Annotated in this window: 26 protein-coding genes; 14 read left to right on the forward strand and 12 right to left on the reverse strand. The window is 65.7% G+C overall.

The genetic code is table 11. The annotated features are described in order from the left end of the window. Window positions 1-195: 195 nt before the first annotated feature. The 3 genes from L1892_RS00765 to L1892_RS00775 all read left to right on the forward strand — a co-directional run bounded on the left by L1892_RS00765 (window position 196) and on the right by L1892_RS00775 (window position 2,175). On the forward strand, window positions 196-1,008 hold the full coding sequence (locus L1892_RS00765; RefSeq protein WP_235721540.1) for an ABC transporter permease: 813 nt from the start codon (window positions 196-198) through the stop codon (window positions 1,006-1,008). Beyond that, window positions 1,005-1,862 (forward strand): 3-hydroxyacyl-CoA dehydrogenase, encoded by an 858-nt coding sequence (locus L1892_RS00770; protein ID WP_235721541.1) that lies wholly within the window; start codon window positions 1,005-1,007, stop codon window positions 1,860-1,862. Before L1892_RS00765 ends, L1892_RS00770 begins: the two co-directional genes overlap by 4 nt. Before the next feature lie 112 nt (window positions 1,863-1,974). Next, window positions 1,975-2,175: a hypothetical protein gene (locus L1892_RS00775; RefSeq protein WP_235721542.1), complete on the forward strand. Its 201-nt coding sequence runs from the start codon at window positions 1,975-1,977 to the stop codon at window positions 2,173-2,175. Between the two features lie 19 nt (window positions 2,176-2,194). On the opposite strand, the gene L1892_RS00780 is transcribed toward L1892_RS00775, so the two are convergent. After that, window positions 2,195-3,355 (reverse strand): TY-Chap domain-containing protein, encoded by a 1,161-nt coding sequence (locus L1892_RS00780; RefSeq protein WP_235721543.1) that lies wholly within the window; start codon window positions 3,353-3,355, stop codon window positions 2,195-2,197. Between the two features lie 357 nt (window positions 3,356-3,712). On the opposite strand from L1892_RS00780, the gene L1892_RS00785 reads away from it, so the two are divergent. Continuing rightward, window positions 3,713-5,002 (forward strand): lipase family protein, encoded by a 1,290-nt coding sequence (locus L1892_RS00785; RefSeq protein WP_235721544.1) that lies wholly within the window; start codon window positions 3,713-3,715, stop codon window positions 5,000-5,002. Between the two features lie 178 nt (window positions 5,003-5,180). Here L1892_RS00785 and L1892_RS00790 read toward each other — a convergent pair whose 3' ends face one another. Next, a complete protein-coding gene (locus L1892_RS00790) occupies window positions 5,181-6,173 on the reverse strand; it encodes a helix-turn-helix transcriptional regulator (RefSeq protein ID WP_235721545.1) in 993 nt (330 codons plus the stop codon). A 241-nt stretch (window positions 6,174-6,414) separates the two neighbouring features. Here L1892_RS00790 and L1892_RS00795 point away from each other — a divergent pair, with 241 nt between their 5' ends. Genes L1892_RS00795 through thmT form a run of 6 tightly spaced genes read left to right on the forward strand, consistent with a single transcriptional unit; the run spans window position 6,415 to window position 11,130 of the window. After that, complete coding sequence (locus L1892_RS00795; protein WP_235721983.1) at window positions 6,415-7,920, forward strand: 4-hydroxyphenylacetate 3-hydroxylase family protein; 1,506 nt, start codon at window positions 6,415-6,417, stop codon at window positions 7,918-7,920. Window positions 7,921-7,939: 19 nt separating this feature from the next. After that, window positions 7,940-8,464, forward strand: coding sequence for a flavin reductase family protein (locus L1892_RS00800; protein WP_235721984.1), 525 nt, complete (start codon window positions 7,940-7,942; stop codon window positions 8,462-8,464). A 3-nt stretch (window positions 8,465-8,467) separates the two neighbouring features. Further along, window positions 8,468-9,277, forward strand: a complete 810-nt coding sequence (locus L1892_RS00805; RefSeq protein WP_235721546.1) for an IclR family transcriptional regulator — start codon at window positions 8,468-8,470, stop codon at window positions 9,275-9,277. Between the two features lie 23 nt (window positions 9,278-9,300). After that, the gene (locus L1892_RS00810; RefSeq protein WP_235721547.1) at window positions 9,301-10,095 is read left to right on the forward strand and encodes a 2-keto-4-pentenoate hydratase; all 795 of its coding nucleotides are present in this window, start codon (window positions 9,301-9,303) and stop codon (window positions 10,093-10,095) included. Next, window positions 10,092-10,889 carry a 2-keto-4-pentenoate hydratase gene (locus L1892_RS00815; protein WP_235721548.1) on the forward strand — a complete coding sequence of 266 codons (798 nt, stop codon included), beginning with the start codon at window positions 10,092-10,094 and terminating at the stop codon, window positions 10,887-10,889. Before L1892_RS00810 ends, L1892_RS00815 begins: the two co-directional genes overlap by 4 nt. 1 nt (window position 10,890) lies before the next feature. Beyond that, window positions 10,891-11,130 (forward strand): 2-hydroxymuconate tautomerase, encoded by a 240-nt coding sequence (thmT, locus tag L1892_RS00820; RefSeq protein WP_235721549.1) that lies wholly within the window; start codon window positions 10,891-10,893, stop codon window positions 11,128-11,130. Here thmT and L1892_RS00825 read toward each other — a convergent pair. After that, a complete protein-coding gene (locus tag L1892_RS00825; RefSeq protein ID WP_235721550.1) occupies window positions 11,109-12,107 on the reverse strand; it encodes an AraC family transcriptional regulator in 999 nt (332 codons plus the stop codon). The genes thmT and L1892_RS00825 overlap by 22 nt on opposite strands. A gap of 126 nt (window positions 12,108-12,233) precedes the next feature. Here L1892_RS00825 and L1892_RS00830 point away from each other — a divergent pair, with 126 nt between their 5' ends. Genes L1892_RS00830 through L1892_RS00840 form a run of 3 tightly spaced genes read left to right on the forward strand, consistent with a single transcriptional unit; the run spans window position 12,234 to window position 14,865 of the window. After that, window positions 12,234-13,460 (forward strand): cytochrome P450, encoded by a 1,227-nt coding sequence (locus L1892_RS00830; RefSeq protein WP_235721551.1) that lies wholly within the window; start codon window positions 12,234-12,236, stop codon window positions 13,458-13,460. A 3-nt stretch (window positions 13,461-13,463) separates the two neighbouring features. Then, a complete protein-coding gene (locus L1892_RS00835; RefSeq protein ID WP_372474929.1) occupies window positions 13,464-14,531 on the forward strand; it encodes an NADH:ubiquinone reductase (Na(+)-transporting) subunit F in 1,068 nt (355 codons plus the stop codon). Between the two features lie 22 nt (window positions 14,532-14,553). Then, window positions 14,554-14,865, forward strand: a complete 312-nt coding sequence (locus L1892_RS00840) for an EthD family reductase (RefSeq protein ID WP_235721552.1) — start codon at window positions 14,554-14,556, stop codon at window positions 14,863-14,865. 294 nt (window positions 14,866-15,159) lie between these two features. Here the strand turns inward: L1892_RS00840 and L1892_RS00845 are convergent, their stop codons facing one another. The 6 genes from L1892_RS00845 to L1892_RS00870 form a co-directional block, all read right to left on the reverse strand. Beyond that, window positions 15,160-15,447, reverse strand: coding sequence for a GIY-YIG nuclease family protein (locus L1892_RS00845; protein ID WP_235721553.1), 288 nt, complete (start codon window positions 15,445-15,447; stop codon window positions 15,160-15,162). Between the two features lie 464 nt (window positions 15,448-15,911). Then, window positions 15,912-16,319 (reverse strand): tautomerase family protein, encoded by a 408-nt coding sequence (locus tag L1892_RS00850; protein ID WP_235721554.1) that lies wholly within the window; start codon window positions 16,317-16,319, stop codon window positions 15,912-15,914. 15 nt (window positions 16,320-16,334) lie between these two features. Then, window positions 16,335-17,087, reverse strand: a complete 753-nt coding sequence (locus tag L1892_RS00855) for an SDR family oxidoreductase (RefSeq protein ID WP_235721986.1) — start codon at window positions 17,085-17,087, stop codon at window positions 16,335-16,337. A gap of 11 nt (window positions 17,088-17,098) precedes the next feature. After that, window positions 17,099-18,571 carry an aldehyde dehydrogenase gene (locus L1892_RS00860; protein WP_235721555.1) on the reverse strand — a complete coding sequence of 491 codons (1,473 nt, stop codon included), beginning with the start codon at window positions 18,569-18,571 and terminating at the stop codon, window positions 17,099-17,101. Next, window positions 18,568-19,617, reverse strand: a complete 1,050-nt coding sequence (gene dmpG, locus L1892_RS00865; protein WP_308191631.1) for a 4-hydroxy-2-oxovalerate aldolase — start codon at window positions 19,615-19,617, stop codon at window positions 18,568-18,570. The genes L1892_RS00860 and dmpG overlap by 4 nt, the downstream gene beginning before the upstream one ends. Next, window positions 19,614-20,492: an acetaldehyde dehydrogenase (acetylating) gene (locus L1892_RS00870; RefSeq protein WP_235721556.1), complete on the reverse strand. Its 879-nt coding sequence runs from the start codon at window positions 20,490-20,492 to the stop codon at window positions 19,614-19,616. The genes dmpG and L1892_RS00870 overlap by 4 nt, the downstream gene beginning before the upstream one ends. A gap of 229 nt (window positions 20,493-20,721) precedes the next feature. Between L1892_RS00870 and L1892_RS00875 the strand changes: the two genes are divergently transcribed. Further along, on the forward strand, window positions 20,722-21,810 hold the full coding sequence (locus L1892_RS00875; RefSeq protein ID WP_235721557.1) for a VOC family protein: 1,089 nt from the start codon (window positions 20,722-20,724) through the stop codon (window positions 21,808-21,810). A gap of 99 nt (window positions 21,811-21,909) precedes the next feature. Here L1892_RS00875 and L1892_RS00880 read toward each other — a convergent pair whose 3' ends face one another. The 3 genes from L1892_RS00880 to L1892_RS00890 all read right to left on the reverse strand — a co-directional run bounded on the left by L1892_RS00880 (window position 21,910) and on the right by L1892_RS00890 (window position 25,458). Next, window positions 21,910-23,193 carry a lipase family protein gene (locus tag L1892_RS00880; RefSeq protein WP_235721558.1) on the reverse strand — a complete coding sequence of 428 codons (1,284 nt, stop codon included), beginning with the start codon at window positions 23,191-23,193 and terminating at the stop codon, window positions 21,910-21,912. A gap of 226 nt (window positions 23,194-23,419) precedes the next feature. Further along, window positions 23,420-24,190, reverse strand: a complete 771-nt coding sequence (locus tag L1892_RS00885; protein WP_235721559.1) for a hypothetical protein — start codon at window positions 24,188-24,190, stop codon at window positions 23,420-23,422. Continuing rightward, window positions 24,187-25,458 carry a hypothetical protein gene (locus L1892_RS00890; protein ID WP_235721560.1) on the reverse strand — a complete coding sequence of 424 codons (1,272 nt, stop codon included), beginning with the start codon at window positions 25,456-25,458 and terminating at the stop codon, window positions 24,187-24,189. Before L1892_RS00890 ends, L1892_RS00885 begins: the two co-directional genes overlap by 4 nt. Window positions 25,459-26,009 lie beyond the last annotated feature (551 nt).

Here is a 26,009-nt window from a genome sequence, read left to right on the forward strand (position 1 = left end):
GTGCTCCTGGGCGGGCTCACCCAGTTCGCCCTGGGTACGTTTTATCTGGCAGTCGGCCATTCGCCGTCGCCGCGCGAGATGCCCATCGGCATCGTCGGGTCAGACCAGCAAACGGCACAGCTGACGGCAAGTCTGGAGTCCGACGGATCGTTCGATGTCACCGGGTATCCGACACTCGATGCACTGACGGACGCCGTGGAGAAGCGGACCGAGGCGGGCGGCTTAGAGGTGACCCCGGACGGCGTCGTCGCCGTCACGGCCGGGGCGGGCGGAGCGCTGCCCGCCACGGCCGTGAAAGCAGTTGCCGCCGAAGTCAATGAACAGAACGGGATGTCGCAGACCCTGCCGGTCGATGTGGTCGAACTCTCCGACGAGGACATCAACGGATCGTCACTGGGCTACATCCTCCAGGTGATCTCGCTCGGTGGCAGCATCGCCTCGCTCGGGCTGGGACGATTGATGCCGCGTGTGCCGCAATCGTTGCGCCGGGGCGTCGGTCATGTGGCCGCGCTCGTCGCCTACGCGGTGGTTTCGGCTGCCATCGTCCTGCTGTTCTCGTCGTTCTTCGGCGTCGGCGGCTCGTCGGATACCACGAAGCTCTTCTGGACATACACGCTCGTCTCCCTGGCGATCACCGGGTCCACCGCAGGATTCGTCACGCTGTTCGGGCCGGTGGGATCGCTGTCTGGTGCGTTCTATTTCCTTGTCGGCGCAACGATTTCCGGCGCGTCCATCCCGTGGGACTTCCTCCCGAGATTCTGGGCGGTGCTCGGCGAGTGGCTCCCAACCGGAGGAGGCGCTGAGCTCATCAGAAACTCCCTCTACTTCCCACAGGCCGGCAACGGTTTCGCATTGCTCTGCCTCGGTCTCTACGCAGGGGCCGGCACACTCGTCGTTCTGGTTTGGAACATACTCGGCAACAGAAGTTCTCGTCGCTCCGTCATCGACGTGGACCCCATACACCCGATCAGACACAACCACCATCACACGCAAGGAGAACCATCATGACGATCGAGAATCTGACCGTTCTGGGCACCGGGGTGCTCGGCTCACAGATCGCCTACCAGGCAGCGTACGCTGGCTTCCACGTCACGGCGTGGGACATCAGCGACGACGCCGTCACCGCGGCCGGCACGCGATTCCAGCAGTTGGCCGACACCTACGAAAGTGATGTGGAGGGCGCGACTTACGCAAACAAAGCTCGTCACACGGCCACGTCGATCACGCTCACGACCGACCTCACAACCGCGCTCGCCGAGGCGGATCTCGTCATCGAGGCGGTGCCCGAGGATCCCTCCATCAAGCGGGACACATGGACGCGGGTCGGAGGATCGGCCCCCGAGCACACGATCTTCGCGACGAACTCGTCGACGCTGTTGCCCAGCTCGCTCAAGGATTTCACCGGCCGACCGGAGAAGTTCCTCGCCATTCATTTCGCCAATCACATCTGGGCACAGAACACTGCCGAGATCATGGGCACCAGCGACACCGATCATGCGGTGTTCCAGACCGCTGTGGACTTCGCCGAACGCATGGGCATGGTGCCGGTGGAACTCAAGAAGGAGAAGGCGGGTTACGTCCTGAACTCGCTGCTGGTGCCGCTTCTCGACGCCGCCGCGGAACTTCTTGTCGGTGGGTATGCTGACATCGAGACTGTCGACAAGACCTGGCGGATCGGTACGGGCGCGCCACTCGGCCCGTTCCAGATCTTCGACATCGTGGGTCTCACGACCGCCCGCAACATCGCTGCGGCATCAGAGAGTCCGATCCAGCAGCAGTTCGCCGATTACCTGAAAACCAACTACATCGACAAAGGAAAGCTCGGAACATCCACCGGCGAAGGCTTTTACACGTACACGTAGTAGTGACCTCACGCCGCGATATCGAACACAGAGCTTCCGTATCGAACGTTGCTATCGGGACTGCGAGCGCTTCTTTCTTCCGCGAACACCGTCCACCTGACCGGATCGGGGAATGCGGACCGATCTCGACAAGGTGAGTGTCGCCATTGCATTGATCTCCGCCTTCGACGGACCAAAAGCGTTGCATGACACGCTGACCGAGGGCGGTACCGAGCTGTTCGCGTCGGGTGCGGAAGCTCTCGGTGCGATGATGGTTGCCGGGGCCTGGCTCAGCCGATGCCGATTGTCTTCCGTCGCGTCGATGGAGCGGTAGACGTGGATGGTGCTCCGATTCACCGCACTCGCTGGGACGGCACATCCCCGTCCCCGCGCAACACCACCACCCGCAACGCCGCGCGCAACTGTTCGGTGGTTGCCCGCCACGCCTGCTCCTCGTGTCGGCAGGCCGCCGCTTCGTCGGCGTCGCCCGCGAGGTCGGCCTCGGCCGCCGACTTCATCCACTCCAGGTACTGCTCCTGGCTGGTGCGGATGTAGTCGAGGATGGCCGACTGGTCATGGCGGCAGATCGTCGCGACCTCGTGCGGGTCGAGGGTGGAGCCGTCCTCGTCGAGCACGATCAACGTCTGTAGCGGATCGGGCAGCGCCTCGTCGTGCGCGGCGGCGCCGGAGCCGGCCAGTGCGCTGATGATGCCGGGCGCGGTCTCGGCGGTGAACTGCAACCAGTGCCCGACGGCTGCAGTGAGGTTCTCCCGGTGGAATGCGGTCATCGGGACCGATGAGAACGCCATCAGCGATCCCTGGTGCAGCACCAGCGTGATGCCCGGCCAGCGCACCGATTCGGTGGCGATGAACTCCGCGGCGATCGCCGTGTCGGGCACCTCGTCGACCAGCGTCGCGACGAACTCGATGGTCGGCTCCTCGGTGAGTACCCGCAGCCACGACGCGAGCGACCCGGTGGGCAGCGGGATGTCGCCGTCGTCGTCGACGGTGATGCGGCGGCCGGCGATGTCCTGCAGCGCGGACACGATCAACCGCAGCAGGTGCTCGCGCGACACCGGGTGTGCGCCGACGGCGATGGACGCTTCGCGGATCATGGGAAGGTCCTGTTCGAGGAAGGACGGGTGCACGACCTCCCAGTTCTCGCGCAGCGCGTCGACGGCGACCTGCGCCAACCGGTCGACGTGGCGGCGGCTGACCTCGACGATCAGCCGTCCGTCGCGCAGCAGCCGCCACCCGGCTGCCGTCAGCGCGTCGAGCTGCTCGGCGTGGACGTCCGGTGCGGGGTGCAGGTCGGCGACATGCGCGGTGCAGCGGATGCGGTGCGCGCGGGTGACGGTGAACGTCAGGGTGCCTCGCGGGCCGTCGGGGGACTGCTGGACCTGCACCATATGATGCTCGTCGTCGGCGCGCAGCTGTGCGGCCCGGTCGGCCAGGTCGATGCGGAACGCACGCCAGGCGTCATCGACAGATGCGTCGAAATCGAAGTCGCGCATGGCATCTCCTCTCGTCAGGCGTGCGACGTGACCGGTGCGGCGGCAGTGGTGGGCCGCTCGCGGGACGGTGTCGCGGTGCTTCTCGGTGTCTGAACCATAGGGGAGGTATCCGACAGGATGACGCGATCGTCTCGGTGGGATACGCCCTCGGAACGCGGGCTTGATTCCGGTGGCGGTGTCATTGTTGCATCGCGCAACGATGGGTGTCGCGTTACATCCGCAGGTCAGGTGAACCGTCGCCGCGGCGAGGTCGATGGAATCGCTGTCGAGGCCACGGCGTTAAACACAGCACAAACAGGCTCTGAACAGGGGGGATCAACGTGGATCGACACCCAACAGGGCCGAACCGAGGTGACCATGACCACGCAGACCGCGCGCGGGCCGGCCAACGCTGCCGACCTGCTGCTACCCAACGACGATGCGTTCTACGACGTCCCGTCCGACCTGGACCGTATGCGGCCCGGCGACCTGATCCGGTCACGCCAAGTGGAGCTCAAGGACTACTGGGCGTCGCATCACCGTAGCCAGGCGTGGCAGTTGCTGTACCGCTCGACCGACCTGCACGGCGGCGCCGGTGTGGCGGCGACCACCGTGGTGCTGCCGCGCAAGCCCGCGCCCGCCGGCCGGTTCATGCTGCTGTCGTTCCAGTGCGCCATCGACGCGGTCTCGAGCCAATGCTTTCCGTCGTATGCACTGCGCAAGGGTGCCGACTCGGTCCGAACCATCGCGCCGTTCGAATTCCTGGTGGTGCGTCGTGCACTGGCCAAGGGCTGGGCGGTCTCCATCCCAGACCACGAGGGCATGGTCGGTGCGTGGGGCGCGCCCCGTGAACCCGGCTACCGCACCCTCGACGGCATCCGCGCCGCCCTGGCATTCCCGCATCACGAACTGCCCGCCGACACTCCTGTCGGTCTCTGGGGCTACTCGGGTGGTGGGATGGCGACGTCGTGGGCAGCGGAGGTTGCACCGGACTACGCGCCCGAGCTCAACCTGATCGGCGCGGTGCTCGGGTCCCCGGTCGGTGACATGGCCTCGGCGCTGATGCGGCTCAACGGTGGCCTGCACGCCGGGCTGCCGGTGATGGCGATCGCCGGCCTGCGCCGCGTCTATCCGCAGCTGGAACGGGCGATCGGCGAGCATGCCACTGAGAAGGGGCGACGGCACCTCGACGAGATCGCCCGGCTGCCGGTGCTCGATGCCGTGCGGCAGTTCCGCCACCACGACATCGACGACTACCTCGACATCCCGCTCGCCGACCTGCTCGCCCAACCCGACATCGTCGAGATGATGGACGACCTCCAGCTCGGCACCCACGCCCCGACGATCCCGCTGCTGGTGGTGCAGGCGGTGCACGACGAGGTGATCGCCGTCGACGACATCGACGGTCAGGTCGCCCGCTACCGCGAGCAGGGCGCCACGGTCACCTACGTCCGCGACCAGCTCAGCGAGCACTACTCGCTGCTGCCGCTGTCGGGGCCGATGGCGGTGGGGTGGTTGGCGGATCGTCTCGAGGGGCGGTCGGCGAGCGATCGGACCGTGAGTGCTGTTGCCGGACAGCGTCGTCCGCGGTGGACGATGAAGTTGACCGGACGGGGACGGTCGGTGGAGCCGACCCCGCACAACGATGGGGAACAACCTGCTGCGTAGCGGGTATGGCCCACCGACACCCATTCGCGGTGGCCGCGTCGAGCACGACGCAGCGAGCCGGCGAGCGCGTATGCTCATATGCATGGCTGACAATACAAAAGGCTGCGACAACCCCGACTGCACCTGCGGGCCCGACTGCCAGTGTGGCGAGAACTGCACCTGCGGGAAAAAGTAGCGACTAGGAGTTCGCCGCGCGAAACCGCCCCGGGCTGTGCCCGGTGAGGCGGCGAAATGTGCGGCTGAAATGCGACACGTCGAGGTATCCGACGGCTGCCGCAACATCGGCGACCGACAGGTCGGTCGTCAGGAGAAGATTCTTGGCTCGCTCGACACGAGCTTGATGCAGCAGGCCGGTTGGCGTGTGTCCAGTGGCACTCACCAGTTTCTGCATGTTGCGCAACGACATCCCGGCCGCAGCCGCAACGTCGGGCAGGCTGAGGTACGGGTCGTGCAGCCCATCGGAGATGATCTGGGCGATCCGCGCCAGATCCCGTTCCCGCTGCGTCAACGCGGGGCCAATGGAGGTCGTCTCACTCAGCGCTGCGGCGAGCATGTCGACCGTGGCCGACCCGAACGAAGCTCTCGTCGACTGCGACATGGACTCGTCGCTGCCGGCCAGGTCTGCCAGCAGACGTCCCAGAACAGCAGGCGCCCCCAAGGGTTCATATGTTCGCGCAACCGCGTGGCCGGCAAGTCGTGCCGGCAGCCGAGATTCCATCAGCGACGTCGGAATACGCACCGCCACTTGATGAAACGGAACAAGTGAATGAAATACAAAGGGTCGGTTGAGGTTCACCATCGCGAACGCGCCGCGCCCTAGTTCTGCCGTCCGATCGCATTGGGTGACCTCCACCGCGCCGTCGGTCACCATCAGCAGCAGGTAGCCATCCTCTCCGCTGTCGCGGATCATGGCCGGTGACCGGACGACGGTCTGGACGTCGGACCGGATCGCGCTCACGTGGAGCCGACCAAACGCGCGCCCGCCCCACTCGGCGTCGTAGCGCTCGGTGGGTTTGTCCCAGGTCACGTCCATCTCGCCGTAGAGCTGGCCGATCGTGCGCGCCCATTCGGCTCGCCCTTCGGTTGAATCGAGTTCACCGGTTCGTAGCTCGACGACATCGTCGGTGTCGGTCGTGCGCAATCCGCCATGTGACTGTTCGTTCTCAGCCATTCCGCGCCACACCTCCGCCTCTTAGTGTTCTACGTCACAGGGATGTGGCTCGGCCAACATACACCGAAACGTCACGGTCCCGCGAGTGGCTGTCATTTCGGCACCCACGCAACAGATTCGACCGATGACCCGGCCGATCGGGCACATCGTCGGTCCGTACCAGGAGGTTTGTTCCGTGACATCTGCACCCGCAACCGTGAACCCGGCAGCAACCGCATCCGAGGAGAACGACGTCCGCCCCATGACCGGCGCAGAGTATCTGGAATCGCTGCGGGACGGCCGGGAGATCTATTTTCGCGGAGAACGCGTCGATGATGTGACCACGCATCCGGCATTCCGGAATTCGGCGCGGTCGATCGCCCGGATGTATGACGCTATGCATCAGCCTGACGCGCAGGGTGTGCTGGCGGTACCGACCGACACCGGAAACGGTGGCTTCACCCATCCGTTCTTCAAGACGGCGCACTCGGCGGATGATCTGGTCGCTGCGCGCGATGCGATCGTCACCTGGCAGCGAGAGGTGTACGGCTGGATGGGCCGCTCACCCGACTACAAGGCATCCTTCCTGGGCACTTTGGGGGCCAATGCCGACTTCTACGGCGAGTACAAGCAGAACGCGCTGGACTGGTACAAGAAGTCGCAGGAGCGGATGCTCTATCTCAATCACGCGATCGTGAACCCGCCGATCGACCGCGACAAGCCTGCCGACGAGACCGCCGACGTGTGCGTGCATGTGGTCGACGAAACCGATGCCGGCCTGATCGTCTCCGGTGCGAAGGTCGTGGCGACGGGTTCGGCCATCACCAACGCCAACTTCATCGCGCACTACGGACTGCCGTTGCGTAAGAAGGAATACGGCCTGATCTTCACCATCCCGATGGACTCGAAGGGCCTGAAACTGCTGTGCCGTACCTCGTATGAGATGAACGCCGCGGTGATGGGAACACCCTTCGACTATCCGCTGTCGAGCCGGTTCGACGAGAACGACGCCATCATGGTGCTCGACCGGGTACTGGTGCCGTGGGAGAACGTCTTCGCCTATGACGTCGACACCACCAACAACTTCGTGATGCGCTCCGGCTTTCTCAACCGCTTCATGTTCCACGGCTGCGCCCGCCTGGCGGTGAAACTGGACTTCATCGCCGGCTGCGTGATGAAGGGCGTGGAGATGACCGGCTCCGCGGGATTCCGCGGGGTGCAGATGCAGGTTGGCGAGATCCTCAACTGGCGCGACATGTTCTGGGGCCTCTCGGATGCGATGGCCAAGTCGCCCGACGAGTGGGTCAACGGTGCGGTGCAGCCGAATCTCAACTACGGCTTGGCGTACCGAACCTTCATGGGTGTCGGCTATCCGCGGGTCAAGGAGATCATCCAGCAGGTGCTCGGTAGCGGTCTGATTTATCTCAACTCCCACGCCGACGATTGGGGCAACCCGGACATCGAGCCCTATCTCAACCAGTACGTCCGCGGCTCCAACGGCATCGCCGCCATCGACCGCGTGCAGTTGCTCAAACTGCTGTGGGACGCTGTCGGCTCCGAGTTTGGGGGACGCCACGAACTGTACGAACGCAACTACGGTGGCGACCACGAAGCCGTTCGCTTCCAGACCCTGTTCGCCTACCAGGGCACCGGGCAGGATCTGGCACTCAAGGGCTTCGCCGAACAGTGCATGTCGGAGTACAACGTCGACGGTTGGACCCGACCGGACCTGATCAACAACGACGACCTCGCCATCGTCCGGCGCTGAGAGGGCTGCCATGAGCACTATTACCGACCACACCCTCGAGCTGGACCCGACACCGCCGCGGATGCGGAAGGCGCTCGGACGGTTCGCCAGCGGGGTCACCATCGTCACCACTGCCGAAGGGCCAGGCGAAGAGTCCGTGCACGGCATGACCGCCAACGCATTCACCTCGGTCTCGCTGGACCCGCCGCTGGTGCTCGTGTCGATCGCCAACCGGGCGAGGATGAACGACAAGATCACCGAGACCGGCCGCTACGGTGTGTCGATCCTCGCCGGCGATCAGGAACCGCTGTCGCTGCATTTCGCCGGTGCCGCGCATGAACCCGACTTGGTGAGATTCACCTGGCGAAGAGGGGTTCCGCTATTGGATGGGGCGTTGGTGCACCTGTCGTGTACGGTCACCGACTCGCATCCGGCGGGCGACCACACGCTGCATGTCGGTCAGGTGGAGGAACTCTGGTACGACAACGGACGGCCGCTGCTGTTCTACACCGGCAGCTTCCGCGCCCTGGATTTGCAGGGTACCTCCGACGGCTGGGGGTTCTAGGACATGGCCGCGTTGCAAACCGTCCAGAAGATCGGCCCGGTCCTCGACCTGTTCACCGTGCAGCGGCCGGAGTGGGGGGTCACCGAGGTCGCCGGTGAACTCGGGCTGCCGCGATCGAGCGCTCATGCCTTGCTGGCGTCACTCGTCGACATCGGCTTACTGCAGTGCAGATCGCGCGGTCGTTACCGGATCGGCTGGCGGGTGGTAGAACTCAATCAGACTCTGCAGGGCACCGTCGACGTGAAGACCTGCGCGGCACCGATTCTGCAGGCCTTGTCGGAGGAGTACGGCGAGACCACACATCTGGCGATCATGGAGCGCTACCGCGTCATGTACGTCGACAAGGTGCTGGGCAACCACGTCATCAATGTGAACGGCGCACGAGTCGGCGCCCACCTGGACGCGCACTGCAGCGCCGTCGGCAAGGTGCTGCTGGCGCACTGTCACACCGCCGAGATCGAACGCAACATCACCGACAAGCCGCTGCGCCGATTCACGTCGTCGACCATCACCGACCCGGCCCACCTGCAGCGCGAGTTGGGGGCGGTGCTGCGCAACGGCTGTGCCTACGACTCCGGGGAAGCTGTCGCCGAGGTGCATTGCGTCGCCGCGCCCATCCGCGATGAGATGGGCGTGGTGGTCGCCGCCATCAGCATGACCGCGCCCGAGACCAGGTTCAAAGCCGGCCACCACGAGTATCGGCGGGCCGTCATCGCTGCAGCCGGGGCCATCTCGAAGTCGCTCGTGGCCGCCGTCGACAAGCCGTTCGGCCAGGACCGTGACGACCCCAGCCTGCGCGCCGTCGCCGGCTGACCCTTCCACAGAAAGCAGATCCGATGACCGTTGATGTGCAGTGGGCGGCCGACGCCCTGCTGACGGCCTACCGCACCCGCCAACCGATCTCACCGATCGCCGCACGCTTCGCCGACGCCCCGCTGTCGACGGCCTACGAGATCGCACTCGCCCAGGTCGAGTCGTGGGTAAAGGACGGCGACGTGGTGAAAGGGCACAAGGTCGGGCTTGCCTCCCGCGCCATCCAGCGCCAGATGAATGTCGACCAACCCGACTTCGGCCACCTCACCGCGGGAATGTTCCACCTTGAACACCAGCCGATTCCCGCGGACACATTCATCCAACCGCGCATCGAACCCGAAGTGGCGTTCGTACTGGCCAAGCCGCTGCGCGGACCCGGCGTTACCGTCGCGGAAGCTGCGGCGGCCGTGGACTTCTGCCTGCCCGCGCTGGAGATCGTCGACTCCCGCATCCAGGATTGGCAGATCGGCATCTTCGACACCGTCGCCGACAACGCCTCCTCCGGTGGCGTGGTACTCGGCAGCCGCCCGGTCCGGCTCGCCGATGTCGACCTACGGCTGGCCGGCTGCACCCTGCACGTCAATGGCGAGCTCATCGCCACCGGCGCCGGCGGGGCTGTGCTGGGTTCACCCCTCAACGCTCTGGTGTGGCTCGCCAACACCGTCGGTCCGCTCGGCGTGACACTCGAACCCGGACACGTCGTCCTGCCCGGATCGATGACCAAGGCCGTGCCGATCGCCCCGGGTGATGCGGTGGTCGCCGACATCGCCGGCGTCGGCAGCGTCACCGCAGTTCTCGCAGGAAAGGAAGACCGATGACCACGGAGACCGCCACAGTGTGGAGTGCGGCCCGCGTTGCCGACATCCTGCTGACCGCCGAACGCACCCGCACCGCCCGCATGTCCATCCAGGCCGAATGGCCTGATCTCGATCTGGACATCGCCTACACCGCACAGGATGTGGCATTGGCCGACCGGTTGTCGCGGGGTGAGGTGATCACCGGCGTCAAACTCGGCCTCACCTCACGCGCCAAGCAGCGGCAGATGGGTGTCGATGTGCCGTCGGTGGCATGGCTGACCGACGCGATGGTGCTGCCTGCCGGTCTGCCGGTGCCGCGTGCCCAGCTCATTCATCCACGGGCCGAACCCGAGATCGCCTTCGTGCTCAAACGACCACTGAAGGGACCGGGTGTGACGGCCGCGCAGGCGCTTGCCGCGGTCGACACGGTCGTCGGCGCCATCGAGATCATCGACAGCCGCTACTCCGGCTTCAAGTTCACCCTCGCCGATGCCGTCGCCGACAACAACTCGTCGGGTGTGTACGTGACCGGACCCGTGCCACATAGACCCGCCGACCTGGACCTCGGCCTGGAGGCATGTCTCCTGGAAGTCGACGGTCACGTCATCGACAGTGCCACCGGCGCAGCGGTTCTGGGCCACCCGGCGGAGGCGCTTGCGTTCGCCGCGAACACCATGGGCGCTCGTGGCCACACGCTCGAGGCCGGCTGGACGGTACTCACCGGCGGCATGACCGATGCGGTGGCCGTGCCCGAAGGCGCGCGGGTGGCCGCCCACTTCACCTCGCTGGGCTCGATCACGATTGCGGGAGGGTGACATGCCGTTCATCGATGTGACGCTGGCACAAGGGCGTTCCGACGAGCAGATCCGCGCGCTCATCCACGAGCTGACCGCGGCTGCCCAACGAGCCGTCGGTGCGCCGGCGGCCAACATCCGCGTGGTGGTCCGGGAAGTGCCACCGACGCACTTTGCCGCCGGCGACGTGACGATCGCGGAGCGGGCCGCGACGTCGGCGAATGATGCCCCGTCGAACAGTCAGGACCCGGCGGTGCGGTAGCGGCCCGGGCTGGTCCCGAAGTGTTTGCTGAACGCCCGGCTGAAGTGCGAGACGTCGCGGAAGCCGAGCTGTTCGGCAATGTCGGCGACGGGCAGGTCGGTCTGCAACAGCAGCGACCGCGCTCGGTCGAAACGCCGCGCGTACAACCAGGTTCGTGGGGTGGTGCCGGCGGCGCTGAACAGCTTGTGGATATACCGCACCGACATACCGACCTCGCCCGCAACATCGGTGAGCCGGTGATCGGGATTGCTGATCTCTCGCACCATCACCTGCTGCACCACGCGCAGGTCGGCATCATGTGCGCGTTCGATGAGTGTTGCCGCCGGAACTCGTGTATTCACCGCTGCGGCAACCACGTCGAGGACTGCCGACGTCACCGCGGTCAGGTCGCCGGCGGTGAAGTCGTCGTCGTGTGAAGCGAGGTCCACCAACAGATTCGACGCCACCCGATCAATGCCTTTCTCAGCCGAGAATCGTTGGCCGAGTGAGTTGTCCAGTCGGTTCTCGGCAACCTGAGGGGCGAGCAGATCACGGCCCAGCCGTACCACGATCTGCTCGAAAGTGGTCTCGCCACGCACCACGAACGGCTGTGCGGAATCCACGAAACCGAACGCACCTTCACACAGCACACCGCTTCGCCCGGACTGCGCAATCGTCGCGGTCCCTTGAGTGATGAGACATAGCAACAGATCATCACCGGGATCGGACTCGATCATCGACGGCGTGCGGACCACCGTGTGCGGGTCGGCGCGCACCACACTCACCGAGATACTGCCCACCGGTCGCGCGACGATGTCCGCGGCAAAACCGTCGCTACCCGAGGGCCAGTCGACAGCCATCTCGCAGTAGGTGGAATCCAACGTCTGCGACCACAGCGCGCGCTGCTCGGTACTCGTCAGATCGCGGGTACTCAACGCCACGGTCGCCGGTTCAGGGTCCGTGCGCTCGCGGTCAACGAACGGTGCACTATCGGTCATTCTCTCTCCTCCGATCTGACCATAGTGTTCCAGATCACAGGGTTCATCAAGCCCGGTCGCCGTCATCACCGGATCGTCCGCCGGTCGATTCCGATGTCGATTCCGCATATCCGAACGGAGAAACCCATGACCACTGCGCAATCTCTGACTCCCGCATGGATCGAAGACATCACCATCGAACAGCTGGAGAACGATCCACACCAGGTGTACGAGCGGCTGCGGGCCGAGGCGCCCATCGCATACGTCCCGCAGTTGGGTCTGCACATCGTGTCCACCCGCGAACTGTGCATGGAGATCGCCAAGGACTCGGAGAACTGGCCCGCAGTGATCTCACCGGCCGGCGGGCGCACCTTCGGGGAGGGCGCCATCCTCAACACCAACGGTCCGGAGCATCAGAACCTGCGCGGCATGGTGGAGCCACACCTGCAGCCCGCCGCGGTGGACGGTTACATCGACGACCTGGTGCGCCCGTTCGCCCGGGAACGGCTGGCGGCCATCGAAGACAACGGCACCGCCGACATCGTCGCGGAGTACTTCGAACCGGTCAGTGTCCGGTCCCTGGGCGATCTACTCGGGCTCAACGACGTCAGCACCGACAAACTGCGCGAATGGTTCCACAAGCTCAGCGTCTCGTTCACCAACGCCGACATGACCGCCGACGGCGAGTTCGCCAACCCGGACGGCTTCATCCCCGGTGACGAGGCGAAGGCCGAGATCATCGCGCACCTCGATCCGAAGATCGATCACTGGATCGAGAATCCGGATCACACCGCGATTTCGCACTGGCTGCATGATGGGATGCCCGACGGTCAGACCCGCGACCGGTCGGTGATCTACCCGAACCTGTACGTGTTCCTGCTCGGCGCGATGCAGGAACCGGGCCACGCCATGGGCACCACCCTCGCCGGACTGTTCAGTCGGCCCGAACAGCTCGAACGTGTCATCGACGATCCGACGCTGATCCCGCGCGCGGTGGGGGAGGGTATGCGGTGGGTCGCACCGATCTGGTCGGCGGCGGTGAAGGTGGCCACCGATGAGGTCACCGTCGGCGGCGTGACGCTACCCGCCGGGTCGTTGGTGATGCTGTCCTACGGGTCGGCGAACAACGATGAGCACGCCTACGACGCGCCCACCCGCTACGACCTGGACCGCGCGGTGATCCCCAACATGACCTTCGGCGGCGGCGTGCACGCCTGCGCCGGCACCTACTTCGCCAGCGCCGTGGTGCGCATCGCGCTCGAGGAACTGTTCGAGACGATCCCGAACATCGAACTCGATCCCGACCACGAGGTCAGCTTCTGGGGCTGGGGATTCCGCGGCCCCAAGGAATTGCACGTCACCTGGGAGGTGTGAGCGATGACCATCACCATGCCCGCCGGCCCGCCGCACCGAGAGGCGATCATGAGCACGCACCGAGTGGAGATCAAAGGATCGGCCGACGCGTTCGACGTCGCCGACGGTCAACCCATTCTCGACGCCGCCCTGCGCGCCGGCGCGTGGATTCCGCATTCGTGCACGCAGGGCACCTGCGGTACCTGCAAGCTCAAGGTGCTGTGCGGATCGGTCGATCATCGCGAGTCGCCCGAGTACACGCTGACCGGCGCCGAACGCGCCGACGACCTCGCCCTGGCCTGCATGGCGACCCCGCAGTCCGATCTTGTCGTCGAGCCGACCGGTGCCGTCGACGACGGAGTGCCGCACCATCCGCTGCGCGACTACCTCGGCGAGGTCGTCGAGCTGTCAGATGTCGCGGCGAACACCCGCCGTCTCGTCGTCGACCTCGACGAGGACATGGCGTTCAACGCCGGCCAGTACTGCGAGCTGATCGTGCCCGGGCACGGCGTCGGCAGACAGTACTCGATGGCCAATCCGCCCGGTGAGCAGCGGCGACTCGAGTTCCACGTGAAACGAACACCGGGTGGGCTGGCCACCGACGGTTGGATCTTCGACTCGCTCGCGGTGGGCGACCGCATCGACCTCCGCGGTCCGCTGGGCCAGTTCAACCTGGTCCACCAGCAAGCCGAACCGGCCATCCTCATCGGCGGTGGAACCGGCCTCGCGCCGCTCAAATCCATTGTGCGACACGCTCTTGACCGCGAACTGGTGCCGGAGATGTACCTCTACCACGGTGGGCGCGGCCGTGCGGACCTGTACGACGTCGAGTTCTTCACCGACCTCGCCGCGCAGCACGAGCACTTCCATTACCGCCCGGCGCTCAGCGACGAGTCATGGGACGGCGCGACCGGCCTGGTCACCGACGTCGTGGTCGGCGACTTCCGCAGCTGCAAAGGCATGAGCGCCTACCTGTGCGGTCCGCCCGCCATGATCGACGCCGCGGTGAAGTCGCTCAAACGTCGCCGTATGGCGCCGCGGCTGATCTTCCGCGAGGAGTTCACCCCCGCCGCATCCGTCGCGACACCCTGACACCCACCCGAGAGGCACACCGATGTATCAGCTCACTGTCATCTACAACCAGCCCACCGACCCGGTGGCCTTCGACGAGCACTACGAGACCAAGCATGTGCGCCTGGTTAAAGCCATCCCCGGTGTCGAGCGGTTCTCGATGGGCCGGTGCGAATCACTCGACGGCAACCCGCCGGCCGCCTACGCGATTGCGACACTCACCTTCACATCGAAAGACGCGTGCGCCCAGGCGCTCGGCTCCGACGCCGGGCAGGCCGCTGCCGGTGACGTCCCCAACTTCGCCTCCGGCGGTGCCACGATGTACTTCGTCGACGAAACCACCACCGGCCCCTGACCGCCGATCGATCTCGATACGCGACTCACTCCGTTCGCCGCTACTCGATCAGCAGGAGAGACGCTCCAACTGCTGGTCGAGTAGTTCGAGGCGCCCCCGACTGTTGGTCGAGTAGTTCGAGGCGCTAGCCGAGAGCGTATCGAGACCAGTGCCGCCCACAGTGGATCTCGATACGCGACTCACTCCGTTCGCCGCTACTCGATCAGCAGAAGAGGCGCCTTCAACTGCTGGTCGAGTAGTTCGAGGCGCTAGCCGAGAACGTATCGAGACCAGTGCTACGGCCAGCGATCGACCTCATCCCCGACGCCTCTTCTTCGAGAGCCGCGGAAGGTCGTCGAGCCTGCCTTCGATCAGCGCGAGCCGCTTCGCCCGTGACCAGTTCTGGATGCGCTTCTCCAGCGCGAACGCAACATCGATCGATTCGCACTCGTGGTAGTACGCCAACCGCACAGGCAACCGAGCAGACGTGTACACCGATCCTCGACCCGAGTTATGTTGCGCTAGTCGTAGTTCGAGATTCCGCGTGCTCCCGACGTAGAAGCTGCCATCGGCACATTCAAGGATGTAGACGAACGCCCCCATACGTCGACTATGCAGCCTGGAGCCATCGGTGCCGGATACTCATCCACAGGTGGTACTGGTCTCGATACGTCTCCTCGCTGCGCTCGTCGACTACTCGACCAGCAGAGAGCTGCCCCAACTGCTCGTCGACTACTAGACCAGCAGGGAGCTGCCCCGAGTAGTTCGAGGCGTTCGATGCAAGGGCGGGCCCACTGCTGGTCGAGTAGTTCGAGCCGCTAGCCGAGAACGTATCGAGGCCAGTGCCACCCTCCGAGGTCTCGATACGCGACTCACTTCGTTCGCCGCTACTCGACCAGCAGGGAGCTGCCCCGAGCAGTTCGAGGCGTTCGATGCAAGGGCGGGCCCACTGCTGGTCGAGTAGTTCGAGGCGCTAGCCGAGAGCGTATCGAGACCAGTGCCACCTTCCGAGGTCTCGATACGCGACTCACTTCGTTTCGCTGCTACTCGACCACCAGTTGGTGCGACTACCTACGCGCTGCGATCTCCGCCGCCCGCAACGCGCTTGCCGGGGTCCCGCCGATCGACCAGTTCTCGGGCGCGACTTCGACGATCTGTCCGCGCACCTGCTTCCGCTCGACCCCGAGTACGTCGACCACCACATCGGTGAGCGCGCTCGCCAACTCCTGACGTTGCTCCACCGTCCGCCCGGCCAACACGATGGCGGTGAAGTAGGGCGACACCGCAGCGCCCTCGTCGACGAGTCGCCCGCCGACCGCGACAGCTGTCGGCTCATAGTGCACGACGAAGACGCGGACACGGTCGATCGGCGAATCCAGCACACGCGCATAGGTTTCGCTGGCTGCTACGGCAAGGCGACGCTCCTCGTCGGCGCTGAAGGTGTTGCGGGGCAGGTGAAAGTGGGCGACAGGCATGTCAGGTCCTTGGGGTCAGAGGAGTGAGTGGCGTACGCCGCCGTCGGCTGCGAGGGTGGCACCGTGCAGGACGGCGGCCTCCGGTGCGAGCAGCGTTTCCACCAGCCAAGCGATCTCGTCAAGGGTGGGCAGCCGACCCAGCGAGGTCTTGGCGCGATAGTCGGCCCACACGTCGTCGACGCTGCGCCCGGACTCGCCGGCTTGCGTCTCCACCAGTGATCGCAGCCGTGGTGTATCGATAGGTCCGGGTGCGATGGTATGGGTGACAACGCCTTTCGGACCGTATAGCTTGCTGATCTGACGCATCAGGTTGAACAGCGCGGCGTTTGCGGTGCCGGGACCGGCATCGAGCGGACCCGGCTCGGCTCCGAGCGACCCGGCGATCGCCACAAAACTCGACCCATTCCGCAGATGATCACGCACCGCGTGTAGCAGCCGCACCGTACCGGCCACCTTGATGTTCGCGGCCAACGCAAGCGCCGACGGCTCGATCGAATCGGCCGACCCGCGCACCGGAAGGCCTGCGGCGAACAGTGCCAACCGAACCGGTCCGGCGAGACTCGAGCGGATGGTGTCGACGGCGTCGTCGGAGCCGATGTCGGCCACGCACGGCACGATCCGGTCGCTCGACGTCGCCAGCTTCTCCAGTTCGTCGGCGCTGCGCGCGACCGCCGCAACTCGATAACCAGTGCGTGCGAGGCGTTCGGTGATCACCGAGCCCATCGCGCCGGTCGCGCCGACGACCACGCACGTCTCCGTTGACGGCATCTTCATGCCCATCACTTCCGCAACCGGATGGTGACGGCACGCGGCTCGGTGAAGAACTCGCGCGAGTACTGCCCACCTTCGCGGCCGAGCCCGCTGATGCCTTCACCGCCGAACGGCAGGCGAAGGTCGCGCTCGAAGAAGGTGTTGATCCAGACGGTGCCGGCCTTCCACCGAGCCGCCAGCCGGTGGGCGCGATTGAGGTTCTCGGTGAACAGGATTCCGGCGAGTCCGTAGGGGGAGTCGTTGGTGATGCGCAGTGCCTCCTCCTCGGTGTCGAAACCGATCACGGTTTCCACCGGACCGAAGATCTCTTCGCGCGCTGTGCGGGAGGTGTTGTCGAGCCCGGTGATGATGGTCGGCGGGTAGTAGAAGCCGTTCGCATACGCGTCACCGGTGAGCCGTTCGCCGCCGGTGATCACCTTGCCGCCTTCCTCCTGCGCGAGTTCGACGTAGCCGTGCACCTTCTCCAGGTGGCGTTGCTCGATGAGTGGGCCCATGAACGACGACGCCTCCTTCGGGTCGCCGACCACCAGCTTGCGGGCCTCCTCGGTGAACCGCTCCAGGAACTTCTCGCGGATCGAGTTCTGTACCAGCAGGCGGGTACCCGACAGGCACACCTGCCCGTTGCCGCCGAAGATAGCCCGAAGCGACATCGGCACCGCGACATCGAGATCGGCGTCGTCGAAGACGATGTTGGCGGACTTGCCGCCCATCTCCGCCGACACCGGGGTGTGGTTGGCGGCGGCGGCCTGCAGGATCTTCACGCCGGTCGCGCTCGAGCCGGTGAAGGTGATGCGATCGACCCGCGGGTCCGAGGTTAGCGGTCCGGCGACGGCCTCGCCACCGAAGCCGTGCACCACATTCAGCACCCCGGGCGGTAGTCCCGCCTCGAGGGCGATCTCGGCGAACCGATTGGCGGTCAACGGTGTCTGCGGGGCCGGCTTGAGCACCACGGTGTTGCCGAAGGCCAACGCGGGCGCGATCTTCCAGGTGGCCAGCATCAGTGGCGCATTCCACGGACTGATCGCCGACACCACTCCGGCAGGCGGGTACAGCACATAGGACAGCAGATCACCGTCGGGGTAGGCCTCATTGGCCGCCATCGACACGTAGTCGGCGAAAAAGCGCAAGTTGTGTGCCACGCGGGGGATCTCGGCATGCAGCGACTGGGTGATCGTCTTACCGCCGTCGCGGGTTTCGAGCATCGCCAGTTCGTCGCGGTGCGCGTCGACGGCATCGGCCACCTGATGCAGAATCTTGGCCCGCTCCTTGGGTGACATCTGCGACCATCCGCCCTCGTCGAAGGTGCGGCGGGCGACGGTGATCGCCTCGGCGCCATCGTCGGCGGTGCCGCGGGCGATCGTGCCGAGTAGGGTGCCGTCGTGCGGGTCGTGGGTCTCGAAGGTCGCGCCATCCGAGGCCGGTCTCCAGTCGCCACCGATCAGGTGCTTGACGTTGATCGGGCTCGTCGGTGATGTGGTCATACCGCTGCCACCTCCGGGGTCTCGTAGGTGCGTCCGGCCAGTTCGGAGGCGACGTCGATGATCATGTCCTCCTGGCCGCCGATGACGCCGCGCCGTCCGAGTTCGAGCAGGATGTCGCGGGTGGGAAGGCCGAACTTCTTGGCCGCGCGTTTGGTGGGGTGGAAGAACGTGGAGTACACCCCGGCATAGCCGAGGACCAGGGCGGTTTCGTCGACGATCTGCGGTTCTGTCATCAACGGCGCGACGACGTGCTCGGCGGTGTCGATGAGACCGAACAGGTCGACGTCCGTGCGCCATCCGGCTCGTTCGAACGCGGCGGCCAGCACCTCGGTCTGCGCGTTGCCCGCGCTCGCACCGAGGCCGCGCAGCGACCCGTCGATGTAGGTGGCGCCGTTCTCCGCAGCGGTCAAGGCATTCGCGATCCCGACGCCGAGGTTGTTGTGGGCGTGGAAGCCGATGTGTGCGTTGATCGCGCTTCGCAAGGCGGCGACCCGTGCACCGGCCTGCTGCGGCACCATCGCGCCGGCGGAGTCGACCACGTAGACGACGTCGGCGCCATAGGAATCCAGCTTGGCGGCCTGCTCGGCCAGCGGCTCGGGCTCGAGTTTGTGGCTCATCATCAGAAAGCACATGACGGTGAGGCCCTTGCTCTTCGCCCACTCGACTGGCTGCTGGGCGCAGTCGGCTTCGGTGCAGTGCACCGCAACCCGCACGGTGCGGATGCCGGCGTCGATGGCGCCCTGAAGTTCGGTGAGGGTGGCGATGCCGGGCACGTACAGGGCGGCGATGTCGGCGTGTTCGACGGCGCCGACCGCGGCGCGGATGTACTCGGGGTCGGTGGCTGCGGCCTGGCCATACTGGATGGACGACGCGCCCAGTCCGATGCCGTGCGCCACCTCGATGGTCGGCACACCGGCCCGGTCGAGTCCGGCGGCGATGGCGGCGACGTTGTCGGTGGTGAACTGGTGTGACACGCTGGACATGCCGTCACGCAGCGTGGTGTCGACCAGGGTCACCGCCTGGGTCGAATCGGCGTTGGTGGTCACTGTGCTGCTCCTGTCACGAGATTCTGTTGGGCCATCACATCGGCCACCCGGGTGGCCGCAGCGGTGATGATGTCGAGGTTGCCGGCGTAGGTGGGCAGGAAGTCGCCGGCGCCGACGACCTCGAGCATGACCGTCACCAGATCGCCCTCGACGTCGACGAGCTTGAGCGAGTAGCCGGGTACGTACCGTTGCACCTCTCCGACCATGTCGATCACCGCGCGCTCGATGGCGGCGGCATCGGGGTTGCGGACGCGGGCGTAGACGGTGTCACGCATGTTCATCGGCGGTTCGGCGGGATTGATCACCGAGATCGCCTTGGCGCGGTCGGCGCCGGCCACCTGCGCCAGTGCGCGGCCGGTTTTCTCGCTGAACTCACTCAGATTCTGCCGAGTGCCGGGGCCGGCGCTCTTGGACGCGATCGCCGCCACGATCTCCCCATAGGACGCGTCGGCGACCTCGTTGATCGCGTACAGGATCGGGATGGTCGCCTGGCCGGCGCAGCTCACCATGTTCACATTCGGCGCCTGCAGGTGCTCGGAAAGATTCACCGCGGGAACCACATACGGACCCACCGAGGCCGGTGTCAGATCGATTGCGACGATCCCGGCTTCGGCATACCGCGGCGCCGCGGCGGAATGGATCTTCGCCGACGTCGCCTCGAACACGAGATCTGGCAGCTCGGACTGTGCGAGCAGCCACTCGATCCCATCGGCTGAGCTGTCCAGTCCGGCAGCCCGTGCCCGCGCAAGCCCTTCGCTGTCAGGGTCGATACCCACCATCGCCACCGGGTCCACGTGCTCGGACCGCAGCAGTTTGTACATCAGATCGGTGCCGATGTTTCCCGACCCGACGATCGCGGCCGTCAACCGACTCATCTTGGTTCTCCTTCACTCGCTGTCGCGTTGGCTCGACCGTACGAAGATCCGCTGTGCCGGAGGGGCGTCGACCGGACTGCCCGAATTCCGGCATCGGATGTGCCGACGGTGTTCGGCCATCCCGAATGGCCGTGACCCGGGTCACAGGAGCGCGGCATGCTCGGGTCATCCACCGATGGAGCGGCCCCAGGGAACCCCCGGTGCCGGACGATTCACCACAGGAGTACCGATGAGCGAGAACACAGACCGATTCGAGATCGCCCACCTCGCGCGGGTCGAACTGTTCAGCCCGAAGCCACAGGAGACCGAGGACTTCTTCACCCGGTTCCTCGGCATGTATGTCACGCAGCGCGAGGGGCAGTCGGTGTACCTGCGCGGCTACGAGGACCCCTACCAGTGGAGCCTGAAGATCACCGAATCCGATCAGGCCGGCATGGGACACGCCGCGCTACGCACCAGCTCCCCCGAGGCACTGGAACGTCGGGTGAAGTCCCTCAAGGACGGCAACGTCGACGGCAGGTGGTCGGAGGATCAGTTCGGCTTCGGGAAGACCTTCGAGTATCACTCCGCCGACGGCCACAACCTGTCACTGGTGTGGGAGGCCGAGAAGTATGTGGCGCCTGAGGAACTGCGGAGCAAGATCCTGTCGCGCCCGTCGAAGAAGCCGCTGTCGGGTATCCCGGTCAAGCGCATCGACCACCTGAATCTGATGGCGTCGAATGTGACCTCGGTCAAGAACGAGTTCGAACGCCACCTCGGTTTCCGCACCACCGAACGCGTCGTCGATGGCGACGAGGAGATCGGCGCCTGGATGAGCTCCAACATCCTGGGCCACGAGGTCGCCTGTATGCGTGACATGACCGGCGGGCGAGGCAAACTGCATCACGTCGCCTTCTACTACGGGACCGGTCAGCACAACATGGATGCTGCAGAGATGTTCCGCGACTACGACATCCAGATCGAAGCCGGCCCCGACGTACACGGCATCACCCAAGGCCAGTTCCTGTACGTCTTCGAGCCCGGCGGCAACCGGATCGAACTGTTCGGCGAGGCCGGCTACCTGCACCTCGACCCCGACGCGCAGACCAAGACATGGCAGATGTCCGACATCGACACCGGCCTCGCCATCGGCGGCGCCAAGCTGCCGTGGGAAACCTACTTCACCTACGGCACCCCGAGCCCGCTGTCGCTGGATCAGCACATCGAACAGTTCGCGCACTTCGGGCCGGGCGCCGAGCCGGCCGCAGTCGCCGAAGCGGTCGAGGAGACCCCGATCGAGATCGACCACTCGCGGGCCGTCGCGGGGGCGCCGGCCTGACGGAACGTCTCTCGCGCGTCTAGCGTGCGCTCGCGCGCGAAGCTTCACGCGCGCAAGAACGACCGGCGCGCGAAGTCCTCCGCCGATGGTGGTGCATCCTTACGGCACCGCCATCGGCGCCAGACTGTTCCCCTGCGGGATCGTCGCGCAGTTACTGCGGGTCGGCACCCCGTTGAACCGTTCGGTCAGATACGGCAGGGCCTGCGCCTCGAAGACTGGGAACGCCTGACCGTGCGTGCGTCCGTCGTACTGGGCGTAGGTGACATCCACGCCGCGCGAGCAGTATTCGTGCGCCAGACCCGCCACGTCGCCGGTGACCATGATCGTGTCGCCGATAGCGTCGCTGTGTCCGACGGCCAGCAACAGCGGCGAGCGCGGGGTACCGGCAGTGCCCATGATGTTGTCGTTGACTGCGCGGACCACCTCGGGCACGTCGAGCAGCCCGGAGTAGGGTGGTTTCACCATGTCGGCGCTGGTGAGTCCGGGATAGTTGCCGGCGAATTCGACGATGCACTCATCGCTGACCTGCTGGGAGGTCTGCTTGCCGCGGGCGGAGAGGAAGGAGTCGACGTCGAGGTCATAGGTGCGTTGGTAGGCGACCACGAGCGCGGGGATCACCCCGGCCCACTGATCACTGCCGTCGATGTAGGGCAGGTTGTGGGACAGGTCGACGGGCAGGCCGCCGGCCGCGGTGCCGACGATGTTGAGCTCCGGTGCGTAGCGCGGCGCGACCTCGGCGCCCCACTGGGTCGGCACCGAACCGCCGGAGTAACCGACCAGGCCCACCGGCGTGGAGTCGGGGACCCGCAGGAAACGCTGCGCGGCGCGGACGCCGTCGAGCGCGGCGTACCCCGACTGCCGGCCGATGGTCCATTCCAGGTCCTCGCCCTCGTAGTCGGGCGCCACCACGGTGTAGCCGGCGGCGAGATAGCCTGCGATCACGCCCTGTTCGGCGGTGTTCAGCGAGTTCGCGTAGCCGCCGCTGAGGGTGTACGACGGGTCGCATTTCGAGCCGAGCGCGTCGTAGGCCATGTGGTAGGACACCAATCGGGTCGGGCCCGGCGTCAGCGGACGCAGCACCGTCGCCACCGTGACGGCCCCATCGCCGGCTTGATCGGTGGTCCGATACAGCACCTGGGTTCCGGTGATCGGGGTGTCGAGTGTCGGAGTGCGGAACGTCATCGGCCGCGACCGCAGCACCGTGCCGGGTGCGATGTTCTCGAGGGGTCCGGAATAGCTGTAGAACGGGTCGGCAGACGGGAGCGGTGAACCCGGGCCGGGGGCCGCGATCGCCGCCGGAGCCGCCGCGAACACCATCGATCCGAGAGCCAGTCCGAGGACGACGAGGACACGAAGCAGCGCAAGGCGGGTGACACGGGCCATGCACTGAGTTAATCAGGTGCGAGTTCGCAACGCCGAGGTTCACGGCTCCCAACATCTCGACGCCGACGCGCTGTATGGCAAATGCTCGGCACCCGGCATGTTGCTGGATCGGCACGGCTATCGCTCGGTCACCTCGACGGCAGCGCGGCTGTCAAAGCCCGCGGGTCGTATGTCCAGAACCCCGTTCCGGCACAACAAGCCATCAGCTGCCCTCTTGCCTCGGCTCTTAGATCATCTCGAACCGGCTCTCCAGATATCGCGTGACTGCTCGACCGTCAGCCAACTCGTCGCGCGCGTCAGAGGTGAGCCAGTAGTACCGCAGCATCCAGAAGAGCGCAGTGCCTCCCGGCGTGTAGGAGTCGGGTGTGTCCAGCGTGAACTGCCGGTCGTCGGTCGCGATGACGGTGATCGGATGGCCTGTGTTGGACTTCCCCTCCGGGATGTAGTCGAGGATGGCCTTGATTTCGTCCCACTGAAACGTCGTCCACCGCCTTCCGTTGTAGAAGTCGACGCCTTGTCTGCCAAGCGCGATGCGAGGCCCATCACGGAATGCGGAACCGATCAAAGCGGGGACGCACAGAATGGCAACAAGCAATGCCCCGATCGAGAAGAAGAGTCGCTGGCCGTCGCTGAGATCGAGGTCAACCTTGTCTTGGGGGGCAAGAACAGCGAATAGAACTCCGCTGAGGATGAGCCCGCAGAAAGTCGTGCTCATGATTCGTCGCGAGACGTAGTCGGGCTCGACGATCGTGCCGTCGGAAGTTGATGTCGCCCGAGGGATTACCCGCCTCCGATAGAGGCGGTATCCGGCCGCTGCATAGCCGCACAACGAAACGCCCAGGCCCACAGCGACCAGGGACGTCAGCGCATTGCCGTTGAGCAGAGCTCGCACAGCCCAGTTGAGGCAGAAGGGCACGGCCGCAACGAAAAACACCATGCCGGCGACCATCCATTTCGAAGGACCTCGCCAGCGGCTGGGAGCGGTGAGGGCGGTCATCGGCAGACCACCCCGGCAACTTTTTGGCCGACCCAACCGCCCGCCCAACTGCCGAGCGTGCCGCCTACCGCGGCGCCGCCTACGGCAGCTGGTGCCGATGCCGCGCCCATGCCTGCTGCAGCCCCGAGCGCACCCCCGGCTGTGCCGGCCACTGCGCCGCCGACCACGCCGAACGTTCCTGATATTGCGGCTTCGCATCTCTGTCCGGCGTCTGCGGTGGCGACATCGTAGATGGCCGTCGCAATACCCAGTGCCGGCCCAGCAAATTTTGCGCCAACCCCAACCTTTTTGACGTCGTCGGCGCTGAGCGTCGGAATACCTCCCCCGCGCGTCGCATACTCGTCGAGTCCACTCATCGCGCCACCCACTGTCGTCAGGCCTGGATGCGTGAAGAACGGACTGTCGGCGGGGATCTCCCCGGTCCGTCCGTCGGCGGTGCTGACGCGGGCAACCTTGTAGCCGTCCTCCCACTCTTCGGCGTGCACCGTGGTCCCGTCCGCCCATGTGGTCGTCATGAACTTCGTGCCTTCGAAGTTCTCCCACGACCTGCTCTTGGAAATCTCGTTCCCGTTCCTGTCGTAGTGCAATACCCGGACGTCGTTGAACACGGACGCTGCCACCGGCCCGCGATAGGGATTCATGAGGATGTGTTCCTGCCGACTCCCGTCCTGCATGTGCATGGTGGTGACCCGGTTCCCCACCGCGTCCTCGTGCTTGGTGGTTTCACGCACCGTCACTCCCATGTCCTCGGAGCGCACCAGCGCCTGCTGGTACAGGCCCATGGGGTTCTGAGGGTTGGGGACTTCATCGGCGGGCCTGCTGGTCCCCGGCAGCGGGATGATCGATCTCGGAATCTCGAACCCATGGGCGCTCGCCGCGGCCACAATGCTGTTGGCTGTTTCCTCGTCTGCGTCACCGACGGCGAGCAAGAAGCGATTCACTACGACCTGCTCGGCGACTGCTCGGTCCGCGAGGGTTTCCGCTTCGTCCGCTGACAGCGGGGCTGCCTTGATCAGGACGACCCAGTCATCCGTCACCCAGAGATCCCCGGCGTCAATGTCGTTGGCCTTGGCGAGGAGCGAAGCCCGTGCGTCACCGAGCGGACCGGCGCCGGCGCTGGTCGCCGTGCCCACGGCGGCTGCATTGTCGGATAGATGAGCGGCGGCAGCGTTCGCTCGGCCGAACATCGCGGCTGCGGCGTCGTGCGCGTCCCCAGACCAAGCGTTTAGCTCGGGGAGGGTGTGGCAGGCGGCGTCCAACGTGCTCACGGCATCGTGAACGTATTGACCGGCGGTCGTGACGGCTGCGCCACCTGGTCCGAGTGACGCGGGGTCCCAACTCTCGAGCCGAGGTCGTGACGGCAGCATTGTCTCTACCTCCAGAGGCGGGTGAGGTCCGCTGCGAGATCCTCATCGGTGACACGGTAGTTTTCACCCGCGCCGCGAACGGCCTGCCCCATCGTCGTGAGACCGTCTTGCATCCTCTGGCACTGCTGATCTAGATGCGTAGCTACCAGGCGGGCGGCCCATTGGCTGGTCGATCTGTCCAGCCCGTCGGCTGCACGCGCGGCCACGCCCGGCAGGTCGGCACCGTCAATACTGTCGGCAGCGCCAACGGTCTGCGTTGCCAGAGCACGTAGGACGTCTGGATCAACCAGCACTGATACCCCCGAAAAGTCAGTTCCGCCCGTTGTCGGAGGGAGCATACCAATTCGAACAAGGCGGACTTGAACGGTGATCAGGGCGTCATTTGTTCGGCCGACGCTAGCGCGGTCGGCGGAGCACTTCTCGAAACTGGCGGGCGCTTCCCCGCGTTGCTG

This window comes from Gordonia tangerina (assembly GCF_021556435.1).
Lineage (GTDB): Bacteria > Actinomycetota > Actinomycetes > Mycobacteriales > Mycobacteriaceae > Gordonia > Gordonia tangerina.

Coding starts and splice junctions, on each gene's coding strand:
- L1892_RS00770 (WP_235721541.1), top strand. CDS start 1,005: ATGACGATCGAGAATCTGACCGTTCTGGGCACCGGGGTGCTCGGCTCA.
- L1892_RS00775 (WP_235721542.1), top strand. CDS start 1,975: ATGCGGACCGATCTCGACAAGGTGAGTGTCGCCATTGCATTGATCTCC.
- L1892_RS00780 (WP_235721543.1), bottom strand. CDS start 3,355: ATGCGCGACTTCGATTTCGACGCATCTGTCGATGACGCCTGGCGTGCG.
- L1892_RS00785 (WP_235721544.1), top strand. CDS start 3,713: ATGACCACGCAGACCGCGCGCGGGCCGGCCAACGCTGCCGACCTGCTG.
- L1892_RS00790 (WP_235721545.1), bottom strand. CDS start 6,173: ATGGCTGAGAACGAACAGTCACATGGCGGATTGCGCACGACCGACACC.
- L1892_RS00795 (WP_235721983.1), top strand. CDS start 6,415: ATGACCGGCGCAGAGTATCTGGAATCGCTGCGGGACGGCCGGGAGATC.
- L1892_RS00805 (WP_235721546.1), top strand. CDS start 8,468: ATGGCCGCGTTGCAAACCGTCCAGAAGATCGGCCCGGTCCTCGACCTG.
- L1892_RS00810 (WP_235721547.1), top strand. CDS start 9,301: ATGACCGTTGATGTGCAGTGGGCGGCCGACGCCCTGCTGACGGCCTAC.
- L1892_RS00815 (WP_235721548.1), top strand. CDS start 10,092: ATGACCACGGAGACCGCCACAGTGTGGAGTGCGGCCCGCGTTGCCGAC.
- thmT (WP_235721549.1), top strand. CDS start 10,891: ATGCCGTTCATCGATGTGACGCTGGCACAAGGGCGTTCCGACGAGCAG.
- L1892_RS00825 (WP_235721550.1), bottom strand. CDS start 12,107: ATGACCGATAGTGCACCGTTCGTTGACCGCGAGCGCACGGACCCTGAA.
- L1892_RS00830 (WP_235721551.1), top strand. CDS start 12,234: ATGACCACTGCGCAATCTCTGACTCCCGCATGGATCGAAGACATCACC.
- L1892_RS00835 (WP_372474929.1), top strand. CDS start 13,464: ATGACCATCACCATGCCCGCCGGCCCGCCGCACCGAGAGGCGATCATG.
- L1892_RS00840 (WP_235721552.1), top strand. CDS start 14,554: ATGTATCAGCTCACTGTCATCTACAACCAGCCCACCGACCCGGTGGCC.
- L1892_RS00845 (WP_235721553.1), bottom strand. CDS start 15,447: ATGGGGGCGTTCGTCTACATCCTTGAATGTGCCGATGGCAGCTTCTAC.
- L1892_RS00850 (WP_235721554.1), bottom strand. CDS start 16,319: ATGCCTGTCGCCCACTTTCACCTGCCCCGCAACACCTTCAGCGCCGAC.
- L1892_RS00855 (WP_235721986.1), bottom strand. CDS start 17,087: ATGCCGTCAACGGAGACGTGCGTGGTCGTCGGCGCGACCGGCGCGATG.
- L1892_RS00860 (WP_235721555.1), bottom strand. CDS start 18,571: ATGACCACATCACCGACGAGCCCGATCAACGTCAAGCACCTGATCGGT.
- L1892_RS00870 (WP_235721556.1), bottom strand. CDS start 20,492: ATGAGTCGGTTGACGGCCGCGATCGTCGGGTCGGGAAACATCGGCACC.
- L1892_RS00875 (WP_235721557.1), top strand. CDS start 20,722: ATGAGCGAGAACACAGACCGATTCGAGATCGCCCACCTCGCGCGGGTC.
- L1892_RS00880 (WP_235721558.1), bottom strand. CDS start 23,193: ATGGCCCGTGTCACCCGCCTTGCGCTGCTTCGTGTCCTCGTCGTCCTC.
- L1892_RS00885 (WP_235721559.1), bottom strand. CDS start 24,190: ATGACCGCCCTCACCGCTCCCAGCCGCTGGCGAGGTCCTTCGAAATGG.